The 13,117-nt window shown below is 71.1% G+C and carries 10 protein-coding genes; 3 read left to right on the plus strand and 7 right to left on the minus strand.

What is annotated here, in order from left to right:
* Window positions 1–1,260: a low temperature requirement protein A gene (locus AB0M22_RS06195; RefSeq protein WP_364721821.1), complete on the plus strand. Its 1,260-nt coding sequence runs from the start codon at window positions 1–3 to the stop codon at window positions 1,258–1,260.
* On the opposite strand, the gene AB0M22_RS06200 is transcribed toward AB0M22_RS06195, so the two are convergent.
* Window positions 1,255–1,707: a MarR family transcriptional regulator gene (locus tag AB0M22_RS06200; protein WP_364721823.1), complete on the minus strand. Its 453-nt coding sequence runs from the start codon at window positions 1,705–1,707 to the stop codon at window positions 1,255–1,257. The genes AB0M22_RS06195 and AB0M22_RS06200 overlap by 6 nt on opposite strands.
* 152 nt (window positions 1,708–1,859) lie before the next feature.
* Window positions 1,860–2,282 (minus strand): hypothetical protein, encoded by a 423-nt coding sequence (locus AB0M22_RS06205; protein ID WP_364721825.1) that lies wholly within the window; start codon window positions 2,280–2,282, stop codon window positions 1,860–1,862.
* Between the two features lie 121 nt (window positions 2,283–2,403).
* On the opposite strand from AB0M22_RS06205, the gene AB0M22_RS06210 reads away from it, so the two are divergent.
* A complete protein-coding gene (locus tag AB0M22_RS06210) occupies window positions 2,404–2,634 on the plus strand; it encodes a mycoredoxin (protein WP_150402880.1) in 231 nt (76 codons plus the stop codon).
* Window positions 2,635–2,693: 59 nt separating this feature from the next.
* Here the strand turns inward: AB0M22_RS06210 and nudC are convergent, their stop codons facing one another.
* Both nudC and AB0M22_RS06220 read right to left on the minus strand, forming a co-directional pair.
* Window positions 2,694–3,596 (minus strand): NAD(+) diphosphatase, encoded by a 903-nt coding sequence (gene nudC, locus AB0M22_RS06215; RefSeq protein ID WP_364721827.1) that lies wholly within the window; start codon window positions 3,594–3,596, stop codon window positions 2,694–2,696.
* 45 nt (window positions 3,597–3,641) lie between these two features.
* Window positions 3,642–4,697, minus strand: coding sequence for a potassium channel family protein (locus tag AB0M22_RS06220; RefSeq protein WP_150402518.1), 1,056 nt, complete (start codon window positions 4,695–4,697; stop codon window positions 3,642–3,644).
* A 139-nt stretch (window positions 4,698–4,836) separates the two neighbouring features.
* On the opposite strand from AB0M22_RS06220, the gene AB0M22_RS06225 reads away from it, so the two are divergent.
* Complete coding sequence (locus AB0M22_RS06225; protein ID WP_364721830.1) at window positions 4,837–5,253, plus strand: hypothetical protein; 417 nt, start codon at window positions 4,837–4,839, stop codon at window positions 5,251–5,253.
* On the opposite strand, the gene AB0M22_RS06230 is transcribed toward AB0M22_RS06225, so the two are convergent.
* Genes AB0M22_RS06230 through AB0M22_RS06240 form a run of 3 tightly spaced genes read right to left on the minus strand, consistent with a single transcriptional unit; the run spans window position 5,207 to window position 13,106 of the window.
* Window positions 5,207–9,124, minus strand: a complete 3,918-nt coding sequence (locus AB0M22_RS06230) for a UvrD-helicase domain-containing protein (protein ID WP_364721832.1) — start codon at window positions 9,122–9,124, stop codon at window positions 5,207–5,209. The genes AB0M22_RS06225 and AB0M22_RS06230 overlap by 47 nt on opposite strands.
* Complete coding sequence (locus AB0M22_RS06235; protein ID WP_364721834.1) at window positions 9,121–9,306, minus strand: hypothetical protein; 186 nt, start codon at window positions 9,304–9,306, stop codon at window positions 9,121–9,123. The genes AB0M22_RS06230 and AB0M22_RS06235 overlap by 4 nt, the downstream gene beginning before the upstream one ends.
* Window positions 9,303–13,106: an ATP-dependent DNA helicase gene (locus AB0M22_RS06240; RefSeq protein WP_364723953.1), complete on the minus strand. Its 3,804-nt coding sequence runs from the start codon at window positions 13,104–13,106 to the stop codon at window positions 9,303–9,305. Before AB0M22_RS06240 ends, AB0M22_RS06235 begins: the two co-directional genes overlap by 4 nt.
* Between the last annotated feature and the right edge of the window lie 11 nt (window positions 13,107–13,117).

Raw genomic sequence — 13,117 nt, forward strand, 5'->3', positions numbered from 1 at the left:
GTGGCACACGACACGCCGTCAACCGACGCTCGACCCGCCGACCGGCACGCGACCTGGATGGAGTTGTTCTTCGACCTCGTCGCGGTGGCCGGCATCGGCCAGCTCACCCACCTGCTGCACCGGGGCCCCTCGCTCGGCGACTTCGCTCTGTATATCCTGCTCTACCTGGCCTTTTGGACGGTCTGGGCGTGCATCATGCTCTACGGCAATATCGCCCGAGACCACACCAGGATCTATCTGATGCTCGGGGCGATGCTCGGCCTCGGCGTGATGGCCGCGGCGGTGGCCGGGATCCCGGACCGGCACGCGACCACGTTCGCCGCGGTGTACGTGCTCGTGCGCATGGTCGCCGCGCAGGTCTGGGGCCGCGGCAGGCTGGTGGTCGATTGGCCGATCGCCCAGTTGTCCGTCGGCGTGCTGCCCTGGATCGCCTCGCTCTGGGTGCCCGAACCGTGGAAGTACTACCTGTGGGCGCTCGGCCTGGTCATCGATCTGTGGCTGATGTTCGCGGTGAGCGGCGACCGGATGATGGTGGGCGCGCAGGAGGCGATCGATCGCCGGATCCGCGACTCGCGCCGGTTCAAGGGTGTCGAGCCGCCGAAAGTCCAGGCGCTGCACGCGGATTCGGTGCATCTCGGCGAGCGGCTCGGGCTGTACGTGATCATCGTGCTCGGCGAGGGGGTCATCGCGGTGATCACCGCGGTGGGCGGGGTGATGTGGCACCCGCGGGTGCTCGCCCTCGGCTTCGGCGCGTTCGTCGTGCTGGCCGGCCTGTGGGCGTTGACCCTGATGTACGGCTTCGTGCCGCGTCTGATGACCGGCGACGATCCGGACGGCGCGCTGCCGCGGCAATACGTGATGGCGATGCACTGCTGGATCACCGCCGCGATCGCCACCATCACCGCCGGCCTCGGCCTGGCCGTCGAACACGCGGAGGGGCACGTGTCCACCGGCATCGGCTGGGCGCTCGGCGGCGGGGCCGCGGCGTATTTCGTCATCACCGGACTCGGTGGTGCGCGCAGCGAGGCGGGCTGGCGCTGGCTGCTGTCCTGGCCGTTGCCGTGTGCGGTGCTCGCCGTGGTGCTCGGCGCCCTCGGCCCGCACATCGGCGCGCTCGGGCTCGTGTACGGCGTTGTCGCCCTGTGCGTCTGGGCGCTGCTGTGCCAGACGCACGCCGCAGGCCGGTGGGGAGCCGGGTCCGGTCCCGACCGCCCGCGCCGGAAGCCGCATCACGGCCTCGGGATCGACGAGGTCCTATAGCCGCCGCAGGCTGCGCAGGTCGGTAGCGAATTGCTCGGCCCGCAGCCCGAGCGGGCCGAAGAACTCGCGGTCGCATTCCTCCACCACGACGACCGCCCGATTCGCCAGCGCCGCACCGGCTTCGGTGGGCACCAGCGATTTCGCCCGCCGATCGCTCGGGTGGTCGCGCCGCTCGACCAGGCCCTTCTGCTCGAGCGCGCGCACCACCTGCGAGGTCATCATCGGGTCGGTGGCGGCCTGCGCGGCCAGGTCGCGCTGCATCACCGGGTCGCCGGCCACCGCGAGGTAGGTCAGCGAGGCGAGCAGCACGAACTGCACGTGGGTCAGGTCGAACGGGGCGAGCGCCGCGCGCTGCGCCGCCTGCCACCGATTGGTCACCTGCCAGAGCAGCAACCCGGGACTCTCGTCGGCCTGCTCGAATTCGGTGTGTAGCCCTTCATTGCTCATCGGCCTCCCTCACTCGCCCGACATCGCTTTCGCGATCACCGCATGATCGTGTGCGGTGAGTTCTATCAGGCCCGCGCCGCAATACCATTCCCCAGTTCGGTGAGCTGGTCAGATCGCGCGGATCGCCGATCGCGGCCTGCCCATCGACGCGGTCAGGCCGGTAATCCCTCGGCGACCGTGATCAGCGCGTCCAGGTCGGGGCGCACGGACTTGGCGAGGTCGCGGCCCATGATCTTGGTCCACAGCCAGCGCAGGGGTCCGTCGATCGAGACGGTGACGCTGATCGTCGTGCGGCCGTCGGCCGCGGAGATCTGGTGGTCGAAGGTCAGGCGGGCGCCGAGGAGCTTGGAGACGTCGACGAATTCGGTGTCGTCGAGCCGCTCTACGACGAACGGCACCTTCGGTCCGCCCTTCGGCTTCAGCACGCCGGTCGCGCCTTGCACGAACGGGCCGTCGAGGCGGACCCATTCGGTGTCGTTGTTCCACTCCGGCCAGGTGGCCATGGCCGCCCATCTGGCGAAGAAGGCGGCGGGAGCGGCGGTCGAGGTGGCATGCGCGGTGGCGATGATCGTCATAGATTTAGTATGCGCGCTTACTAAATGCAGCGCAAGGGGTGGTGAAAAAGGACTTGACTGGAACACCGAAGGCCTGCCCGGCGTTGCACAATCCGTGACTGACGCGACGCCCGACCTGACGATGTACTCGACCACCTGGTGCGGCTACTGCCGCAGGCTGAAGAAGCAGCTGGACGAGTCCGGTATCAGCTATATCGAGATCGACATCGAACAAGATCCGGCATCGGCCGAGTTCGTCGGCAGCGTGAACGGCGGCAACCACGTGGTGCCGACCGTGAAATTCGCCGACGGCTCGACGGCGACCAACCCGACGCTGGTGGCCGTCAAGCAGGCCCTCGCCGCACTGGCCTGATCACCACGCAAGACCGAATCCGCGCGGGCCATCCCGGCCCGCGCTGATTTCGCGCGCGCTCAGTCGAGCGCGGCCCAGGATTCCATGATGGTGCGGGCGATGGAGATCGAACCCGGCAGCAACAGCCGCGCGCCCGTCCCCTGCGCCGACCAGTCACCGGCGGACAGCGCCTCGCGCACCTCCGCGCGGGTGAACCAGTGCGCCTCGGCGATCTCACCGTCGGAGAAGACCAGCGGCTGCTCCGGATCGCCGAGCGCGGAGAACCCGAGCATCAGCGAGCGCGGGAACGGCCAGGGCTGGCTGCCGAGGTAGCTGATGTCGCGGACATCGACGCCGACCTCTTCCTTCACCTCGCGCTCGACGCAGCGTTCCAGCGACTCGCCCGCCTCGACGAAACCGGCGAGCAGCGAGAACAACGTCTCCGGCCAGCTGTGCTGACGGGCGAGCAGCACCCGGTCGCCGCCGTCGTGGATCAGGCAGATGACCGCGGGATCGATCCGCGGGAACTCCTCGTAACCGCCCTCGGTCGTGCGCGACCAACCGGCCTTGCTCGACGTGGTCACCGTGCCGTCGGCGCTGTTGAAGCCGGCCTTGTCGTGCCAGTTCAGCAGCGCGACCGCGGTGGAGAGCACGCCGGCGGTGAGATCGTCGACCGTGTTCGACATGCCGCGCAGGTCGGTCAGCGAGCCCTCGATGTCCCGGTCACGCACCGCCCACAGGTGCACGCCGCCATCGATGCCGAGGAACACCGCCGCGGGGCTCGGCTCGGGCGACAGTTCGATCGCCTTGTCCAGCACGAGCGCGCCTTCGTCGAATCGGACCTGGCCGCGGGCGTTCACCCGGAGCAGCTTCGCCTCGCTCCAGCCCTCCTGTAAGGCCTGGGCGTCGCCCCGCGTCTCCTCGGCGCGATCGAGCACGGAACGGGACAGCAGGGGAACACCATTGAGCTGAAAGACCGGCACCCATCGAGACTATCGCGCCGAGTGCCCGGGTCCCCGCACGCGGCCTTACTTGGCCGCGCGGCGGATGTAGAGCAGCTTGTCCCCCGCCTCGAGCGAATCCACCTCCGGCTCGCCGACCCGGGCGAGCACGCCGCTGCGCACCACGCCGAGCACGATGTCGCCCAGATGCCGCGGCGAGCCGCCGATCTCCGCGGACTCCACCTCGCGCTCGGCGATCGCGAACCCCTCCTCCGGGGTGAGCAGATCTTCCATCATCTCCACCACCGACGGCGTGGTCGTCGCGATGCCGAGCAGCCGGCCCGCGGTCTCCGAGGACACCACCACCGAGTCGGCGCCGGACTGGCGGACCAGGTGGGTGTTCTCCGCCTCGCGGATCGAGACCACGATCTTCGCGCTCTTGGTCAGCTCGCGGGCGGTCAGCGTGACCAGCACCGCGGTGTCGTCCCGGTTGGTCGCGACCACCACCGAGGATGCGTTCTGCACGCCGGCCAGCCGCTGCACGTCGGACTGGGTCGCCGAACCGTGCACCGTGACCAGGCCCGAGTTCGCGGCGGCCTCCAGCGCGACCATGTCGGTGTCGACCACCACGATGTCGGCGGGCTGCACGTTGTCGCCGAGCATGGCGTCGATCGCGGTACGGCCCTTCGTGCCGTAACCGACGACCACGGTGTGATTGCGCACGCTGTGCCTCCATCGCTGAATCTTGAAAGCCTGCCGGGACCGTTCGGTCAGCACGCCGAGGGTGGTACCGACGAGAACGATGAGGAAGAGGATGCGCAGCGGGGTGATGATGACGATGTTCACCAGCCGCGCCTCGGCCGTCACCGGGGCGATATCGCCGTAGCCGGTAGTGGACAGCGACACGGTCGCGTAATAGAACGCGTCCAGGAAGCCGAGCGGATCACCCGCGTTGTCGTGGTAGCCGTCCCGGCCGATGTAGACCACCAGAGCCGCGGCGAACAGCAACCCGACCGCGAACAGCACCCGGCGGGAGAGCGAAATCCACGGGCTGGTCTGCACTTCCGGAATGCGCAGCACCCCGACCAGCGCGAAATGCGGGCGATTCGACAACCCCAGCGAGCGCGCGCGATCACCGAACATGGGACGCACCCGCCCTGCTATACCTCGCGTCGGATGTCTCCGGCACTGCTTGTCCCTCCGGCACAGCACGGGAGCCTACCTGCTGCCCGCGCTACCGCCCGGCCTCGACGCGAACACCCGATGAATGCAAAGGTGCCTCATGGCAGAAAACGCACTCGCCCCCGATCGCCCCTCCGCGCGCAGGCCCGCCCTGGTCCTGGCCGCCCTGCTGTTCCCCATGGGGGTGCTGCATTTCGTGATGCCCAAGCCCTTCGACGCGATCGTGCCCAAGGCGCTCCCCGGCGAACCGCGCAACTACACCTACGCCTCGGGCGTGGCCGAACTCGGCGTCGCCGCGGCGCTGGTAATCCCGCGCACCCGTAGCCTCGGCGGGCGGCTGGCCGCGCTGCTGTTCCTCGCGGTCCTGCCGGCGAACGTACAGATGACCGCCGATGCCCTCGGCAACAAGAAGGCCTCGCAGGTGTTCAAGGTCGGTACGGTGCTGCGGCTGCCGTTGCAGATCCCGCTGATCAGGCAGGCGCTGAAGGTGAGCCGGCTGGCGCGGAATTCCGGATAAGCTCGGCCAATTCGGCCGGCCCGGCCAGGTCGGCGGGCGCGATGGTGCGCCCGGTGCGCACGTAATGGAAAGCGGCGCCGATGCGTTCGAGCATCTCCTGCTCGGGCCTGCCTTCCCTGGACGCCATCAGCCTGGCCCAGGCCAGCCGGTAGACGGCCAGCTGCATGGCGACCGCGGGCTCCTCCGCGGGAGTCGGCTCGGCGCCGGTCTTCCAGTCGACCACGATCCAGCCGCCGCCCGGCTCGGCGAACACCGCGTCCATCCGGCCGCGAATCACGGTGCCCGCCAACGACGTTTCGAACGGGACCTCCACGTCGAGCGGGCTGCGGTTGGCCCAGGAGGAATTGAGGAACGCGTTCTGCATCGCGGTCAGTTCGTCGTCGACGCTCGCGTCCGCGGCGGTGGTGTCGGCCGCGCCGGGGAGTTCGTCGAGGCCGAGCAGCCGGGTCGACCCGAACCAGCGCTGCACCCAGGCGTGGAACGCGGTGCCGCGGCGGGCCAGCGGGCTCGGCGGGAACGGGAGCGGACGACGCAGGCGCGCAGCGAGTTTCGCCGGATCGGCGCGCATCTCGACCAGCGCGGTCGCGGCGATCTGGCCCGGGAGTTCGACCTCCTCGGCGGCGGCCTGCTCGGATTCGAATTCGGCAAGTAGGGCGTCTACATCGGCGGCCCAGCCGTCTGGGTCGTCGGGGTCGACGGGTGGGGTGAGCGGGTCGAGGTCGGCGAATTCGGCTGCGGCGAAGGCGATGTCCTCGTCGGAGATGAATTCGTGCAGGGGGTCGGGTGGGATGTCGCTGAAATGCGGGGTGCTGGGGGGCGTGGGGGCGTGAGGGGTGGAGTCCATGGGATCCGGTGGCAGCTCGTCGAATTCGGCCGGTGGCTCGAAAGCGTCGTCCGGCGGTTCGAAGGATTCGGACGGCGGTTCGAAGGCGAAGGTGTCGTCGAAGAGGCCTTCGGGCATGCTCTCGGGTGCGGTGGACGGTTGTTCTTTCGCCTGGGTTGGCTTCGCCTCTCGCGGAGCCGGCGGCTTGGCGCGGAGTTCGGCCAGAGCGGCGCGGACCAACGCGGCGCCCTGTTCGATGGGGTCGCGGCGGTTGCCGAGCGGGTCGCGTGGCCATTCGGCGGTGGCGGGGTTGTCGGTGAACGGGTTCACCGCGTCGTGTTCCGGCGGGTCGTCCCAGCGGGCGATGTCGACGACGCCGTTGGCGGGACTGTCGGCGGCCTCACTGGCCTGCTTCAGTTCGAGCAGGAAGTCGGAGGGGCCCTTGGGCGAGGTTCCGGTTTCGGCCCAGTGGTGCGACGAAACCAGCAGCACACGTTCGGTTCTGGTGAGGGCGACATAGAACAGCCGGCGCTCTTCGTCGATGCGGCGCCGCTCCAGGGCTTCCTTGTGCGATTTGATCGCGCGTTCCAGGTCGGCGCGGTCGTACAGGTCGGTGAGGTCGAGCACGGGGACACCCTCGGTCGAGTCGTCCTGTTGCCGGTCGCCGCGCAGCTTGGTCGGGAGTTCGGCGAGGGCGCCGAGCCAGGTGCCCGACGCGGTGCCGGACGGGAACACGCCGCGCACCACATGCGGTACCGCGACGATCTCCCACTCCAGGCCCTTTGCCGCGTGCACGGTCAACACCTGCACCCGGTCCTTGGCCACCTCGACTTCGCCCGGCTCCAAACCGTTTTCGACCGATTCGGCGGCGGCGAGGAAGGACAGCAGGCCGCTCAGCGCCGCACCGGAGTCGGCGGCGTAACCGGCGACCACCTCGGCGAAGGCGTCCAGGTGCTCGCGGCCGGCGCCGGTGCCCGACATGGCGCGACGGGCCTGGGTTTCCACGCCGACGCCGATGGTGCGCTCCACGTCGGCGACCAGTTCGGTGAGCAACTGGCCGCTGCGTTCACGCAGGGCGGCCAGCTCTCTGCTCAGTGCCTCGATGCGGGCGAAACCCGACTCCGAATACTGGTCGCGGGGACCGGGATCGGCGATCGCGTCGGCCAGGCCCGCCTGTTCGGCGGGTTCCGGGGCCACCTCGCGCAGGGCCGCGGCCAGCGTGCTTCCGTCGGTGATCTCCGGTGCGTCACTGTTGCTGAAGCGGCTGATCGACAGGGTGCGGGCACGGCGGGCCAGCGCCGCGATGTCGGCCACGCCGATGCGCCAGCGGGCGCCGGTGAGCACGCGCATCGCCGCGCTGCCCGAGCCCGGTTCGGCGATCAGGCGCAGGGTGGCGACGATATCGGCGACCTCGGGGGTGGCGAGCAGGCCGCCGAGTCCGACGATTTCGACCGGTAGCCCCTGTGCGCGAAGGGCTTCGGCGAGCGGGGACGCGTCGGCGTTGCGGCGGACCAGTACGGCCGAGGTGGGTGGCGGTTCGCCGGCGGCGCGGCGGGCAGCCCATTCCTCGGCGATCCGGATGGCCAGCCAATCGCGTTCCTCGGCGACGGTCTCGGTCAGCGCCAGCGCGACCACGCCCTGCCCCGCATTCGGTTTCGCGCGCAAGGCGTCGACCGTCACGCCGCCGCCTTCGATGGCCTTGCGGCGCAACGGGTCCGCGACCAGGTTCGCCAGCGCCAAGGCCTCGGGCGGGTTGCGCCAACTGGTCAGCAGCGGCAGCGTCGGCGCGGGAACGCCGGGCGCGGTGGGGAAGTCGGTGGCGAAGCGGGGCAGGTTCGCCGCGGACGCGCCGCGCCAGCCGTAGATCGATTGCATCGGATCGCCGACGGCCGTCACCGCCAAGCGTTGGCGGCTGCGCGATTCGGCTTCCTCCGCACCGGTATTCGCGGGCTTGGCGGCCCGCTGCCTGCCCGATCGCTGCCGCCCGGACTCCTCGTTCGCCGGTCTGACGTACCGCGGCTCCTGCGCACGTGGCGTCGGCACGGTCTCCGCCGGCCGTCCACGATCTGCGTGCTCGTCACTCGATGGTTGTGCTGACGCCGATTCGGCGCGGGGAGCTGAACCAGCCTCGGGCGCACCGCCGAACAGCGCGGCCAGCAGGACGCGCTGGGCGTGGCCGGTGTCCTGGTATTCGTCGAGCAGGACGAGGCGGAAGCGGGTGCGTTCGGCGGCGGCGACCTCGGGGTGTTCGGCGGCGAGGCGGGCGGCCAGGGACATCTGCGCGCCGAAATCCAAAGCGCCACGGCGGCGTAACGCGTCGGCGAGCTGCTGCACCAGCGGGAGCAGGGCGATGCGTTCGCGCTGGACCTGGAGGATGCCGAGCAGGGTCTGGCTCGGCCCGCCGCGCTGACGTGGGCCGGGCGGCAGCGTGTGCACCAGCTTCTCCAGGTCGGTGTGCGCCTCGGCCAGCTGCTCGGGCTCGACCAGATGCTCGGCGAGCTGGCCGGACAGGGCGAGGATCGCCTCGGTGACCGAGACCGGGGTGCGGTCGGTGTCCAGGTCGCCGTCCCAGGTGCGCACCACCTGGTGCGCGAGCTGCCAGAGCTGGGTCTGGGTGAGCAACGTCGCCGAGGGTTCCACCGGCAGCAGCAGGCCGTGTTCGGTGAGCAGCCGGCCCGCGTACGAGTGGTAGGTGCTGATCTCCGGCTCGGCGCCGGACAGCTGGGCGCGCAGCTGACCGGACGGGTCGAGGTCCCGCAGCAGCGGCGCGCCGGCCAACCGCGCCAGCCGGGTGCGGATGCGAGCGGTCAACTGCTGCGCGGCTTTTCGGGTGAAGGTCAGCCCGAGCACCTCGTCGGGCAGCACGAGCCGGTTGGCCACCATCCACACCACGCGGGCGGCCATCGTCTCGGTCTTGCCCGCGCCCGCACCCGCGACGACCAGCGTCGGGCCGGGCGGCGCGGCGATCACCGCCGCCTGTTCGTCGGTCGGCGGCGGCAGGCCGAGCGCGTCGGCCAGCTGATGCGGGGTGACCCGGGCGACGGTCACGGTTGGGCCTCATCGGGGCCGGACGCGGGCTTGCCCGTCGGCTTCGGTCGCGCACGCACCGCACGGTGCCGGCCGACCGACGCATGCGCCGCACCATCGATGGCCCGCTCGGGAATGACCCCGCAGCACAGGCATTCAGGCCCGCAGATCGGCAGCGGTACGCGGAAACGCTTGTCGCTCACTCGTCGGTCACCTGCCTGCCGGTGTCCTGGACGGGGCAGCTGCCGGAGACCGGGCAGTGCCGGCAGCCGTCGTTGCGCATGGCGAGGTAGCTGGGACCCTGGGTGGCGGCGGCCGCGTCGTGAATGGTGTTGCGCCACTTGTCGAGGGCCTCGGGGTCGAGCGGCGGTTGCATGCGCTGGGTGGCGCCCTCTTTGGTGCTGGGCTTGGCGACGTACACCAGGCGAGCGCCGCCGGGCTCGCCGAGTTCGACTGTGCCCGAGTCCGGTTCGCCTGCTTCGGCGTCCGGCCCAGCTTGGTCCGCTTCCGATTCACCTTCGGCGGAACCGGATTCGCCCGCCTCGGCGCGCGCCTCCTCGGTGGCCGCGTCCAGCGCACCCATCGCCGCGGCCACCTGATACGTCGCCAGCTGCGCGTGGTCGACCGCCGCCTGCTTGGTCACCGGCGACTTCCCGGTCTTCACGTCCACGATCACGAAGCGGCCCAGCGCATCCCGCTCCAGCCGGTCCACCCGGCCGCGAATCCGCACCGCCCGTTCGTCTTCCGTGCGCGGCGGCAGCACACAGTCGACCGGCACCTCGACGCCGGCCTGGGTCAGTTCGCCGCGGGTGTTGCGCACCCACGACATGAACGTTTCCAGCATGGCCTCGGTGCGGCGCAGCTCCTGCCGGGAATGCCAGCCGGACCCGGGATCGACCGACTGCCAGGCCTTGTCGAGCGCGGCCCGCACCTGCGCCTCGGGCACCTGCCCGGCCAGCGCCTGCACCAGCGTGTGCACCAGGTTGCCCTTGACCGCGTGCGGGTTGTCGCCGTCGGTGCCGCCGTGCCGTTCCAGCGCCCAGCGCAGCGGGCAGGTGCGCAGCAGCTCCACGGTGGACGGCGACAGGCCGACCGCGCTGTCGTCTTCCTCCCACAGGGTCCGCTGCGAGCTCAACTCCGCGGTGCCGTACCAGTCGTCGGGATGGGTGCCGGGCACGCCGGCCCGGGCCAGCCGCGCCAATTGATGCGCGGCGCGTTGCCTGCGGTCCGGCTCGGACTCGGGATCGCAGACGGCGCCGCGTAATTCGGCCACCAGCGAATGCATCACCAGCGCGCGACCCGGATCGGCGATCGGCAATGCCCCGGGTTCACCGTCCTCGTCGTGCCCGAGCAACTCGGCGAGGAACCGCGAGGGCACCAGATCCCGTTCTCCCGAAACGGATTCCACCGCCGTGACCAGCAGCGAACGCCGCGCCCGGCTGCACGCGACCAGCAGTAGCCTGCGCTCCTCGGCGAGGATCGGCGCCGCGCGGCTCACCTGTTCGCCGCCATCGATGACCCCGGCGGTCAAGTCCACCAGGTCCTCGGTGTTCAGCAGCGTGCCGCGCGCCCGCGGGTTCGGCCAGATCCCTTCCTGCACAGCGGCGACCGCGACGACGTCCCACTCCCGGCCCGCCGCGGCGTGCGCGCTGAGCAGCGCGACGGCCTCCTTGGGCGCGGTGCGCGGCGCGGAACCGTTCGGAATCTCCTGTTGCGTCAGGTATTCCACGAAGCCTTCGATGCTCGCGCGCGGCAGCCGATCCACGTAACCCGCGGCGGCATCGAACAATCCGACGGCCGCATCGAGATCCCGATCGGCCTGCATGCCGACCGCGCCACCGCGTTCGGACTGCCCGACCCAGCGTCGCTCCAGCCGCGACGCGGTCCACAGCGCCCACAGCACGTCCTCGAGCCCCGCCCCGCGCCGCCGGGCCTTGCGGGCCCGTGCCAACGCGTCGAGCACCCGGCGCAGCGGCGCCGCCTCGACATCGGTCAGCCGATCCAGGATGCGCGGATCCCCGGCCCCGATCAGCAGATCCCGCAGCACCTCCGCGGAGGATTGATCGATCCCGTGCAGCAGTTCGACGTTCTCGCCGCTCTCGGCGGGTTTCGCGGAATCGGCCGCGTCCGGGTCAGAGCTCTCGGCCTCGGCATCCCCCGCCGGGCCGGCGACCTCGGTCGAGCGGGCGCTCTTCTCAGCAGCCGCGTTGCTCTCCTCGGCCTCGCCACTCTCCGCTGCCTCGCTATTCTGCTCGGCCGCGCTACCCCGCCATTCCGAGTCCTCCGGAGTCCACTCCGGCTCCACGCCATACCAATCGGCGTCATCGGCCGCCCGCTCGAGACTCCCGATAGACGGCTCGGGCAATCCCGAACTCCGTTCCGAACTCTCGATAGCCCGATCGGGCTCATCCGCGGCCCGCTCGGAGTACTCGCTCTCCGGAACCTCCCGGCCCGATCGCGCCCGGCTCCGCTCGGACTCCAGCACGCTGCGCCGCACACCACGCCGCAACCGCCGCAGCGTGATCTGATCGGCACCGCCCAGCGGACCCGCGAGCAGGTCCAGCGCGTCCTCCGGCTCGAACGCCGACCCCTTCTCCCCCGCGAGCAGCGCCCGCAACGACAGCAGCATCCAGGCCGCACCCCGCCGCCGCGCCAACGGCGTGTCCAGCGCGGGCTGCTGCACCGGCACCCCCGCCGCCAGCAGCGCCCGCCGCAGCGGCGGCAACGACAGCGGCACCGAACGAACGATCACCGCCATCCGCGACCACGGCACACCCCCGGTCAGGTGCGCCCGCCGCAAGTGATCGGCAATGAGCGCGGCCTCCTTGGCCGGTGTGGCGAGCACCCGCACCCGAACCTCGGTGCCGTCGTCGACCGGTTGATCGGCCCGCTTGGGCAACGAAAAGCGTTGCGGCGCACTGCCCGGCAACTTGGCCGCGACCCTGGCGACCGCCAGCTGCACCGGCCCACCGGCCCGATGGTTGTCCCGCAACACAATTCGCTGCCCGTCCGGCGCGGGCAGGTCGGCGACGAACCTGGCGTCCGCGCCGCGGAAGGCGAAGATCCCCTGATCGGGATCGCCGGCGACGACCGTGGTGTGCGCGCTGTGCCCGATCGCCCGGACCAGGATCGCGGCCTGCGGATCGAGGTGCTGTGCGTCATCGACCAGCAGGTACCGAATCCGCGCCCGCTCGGCGGCGAGCAGCTCGGCGTCACCGGCCAGCGCGTCCAGCGCGGCGCCAATCAGCTCGGCGGCATCGAGCGCGGGCGCGGTCGCCTCCGGCGCCTCGACGCCGACCGACCAGCGCAGCAGCATCGTCTGCTCGTACCGCACCGCGAACTTGCCCGCCGCCACCCACTCCGGTTTACCGTGCTCGCGCCCGAGGTGCACCAGATCCTCCGGCCCGAGCCCGCGTTCGGTGGCGCGCAGCATCAGGTCGCGCAACTGTTCGGCGAACCCGCCGAGCGCCAGCGCGGGTTGCAGGCGTTCCGGCCACAGCGCGTCCGCGCCCGCCGCGATGTCGGTCAGGTCACCGCGGAGCATTTCGCGCAGCACCGCATCCTGCTCGGCACCGGTCAGCAAACGCGGCGGCGGGTTGCCGTGCGCGGTCGCGTGCCTGCGCAGCACCGAGAAGGCGTAGGAGTGCAAGGTGCGGGCCAGCGGCTCGCGGGTGGCGCCGGGTACACCGCCCTCTGCGTCAGGTCCGGCGAGCCGGGCGGTGATGGCGTCGCGGGCGGCACTGGCCGCCTGCTTCGAATGGGCAAGGACCAGCACGGATTCGGGGTCGTCACCCGCCGCGATGCGCTCGGCGGCGAGATCGACGAGCAGGGCCGTCTTGCCCGTGCCGGGACCGCCGAGCACCTGCCAGGGCCGCCAGCCCGGGCGCGTCGGCCCCGCCGCGGCCGCGGCGTCGAACAGCGCGCGAACGTCGGCACCCCAGCCGCGCGGCCGGGGTGCCGCCACGTTCCGGCGAACAAGTCGCACCGCGCTATCCGATCGCACCACGCGGGCTA

This window comes from Nocardia sp. NPDC051756, from assembly GCF_040681495.1.
Classification (GTDB): domain Bacteria; phylum Actinomycetota; class Actinomycetes; order Mycobacteriales; family Mycobacteriaceae; genus Nocardia.

Coding starts and splice junctions, on each gene's coding strand:
- AB0M22_RS06200 (WP_364721823.1), bottom strand. CDS start 1,707: ATGAGCAATGAAGGGCTACACACCGAATTCGAGCAGGCCGACGAGAGT.
- AB0M22_RS06210 (WP_150402880.1), top strand. CDS start 2,404: ATGTACTCGACCACCTGGTGCGGCTACTGCCGCAGGCTGAAGAAGCAG.
- AB0M22_RS06205 (WP_364721825.1), bottom strand. CDS start 2,282: ATGACGATCATCGCCACCGCGCATGCCACCTCGACCGCCGCTCCCGCC.
- AB0M22_RS06220 (WP_150402518.1), bottom strand. CDS start 4,697: ATGTTCGGTGATCGCGCGCGCTCGCTGGGGTTGTCGAATCGCCCGCAT.
- AB0M22_RS06225 (WP_364721830.1), top strand. CDS start 4,837: ATGGCAGAAAACGCACTCGCCCCCGATCGCCCCTCCGCGCGCAGGCCC.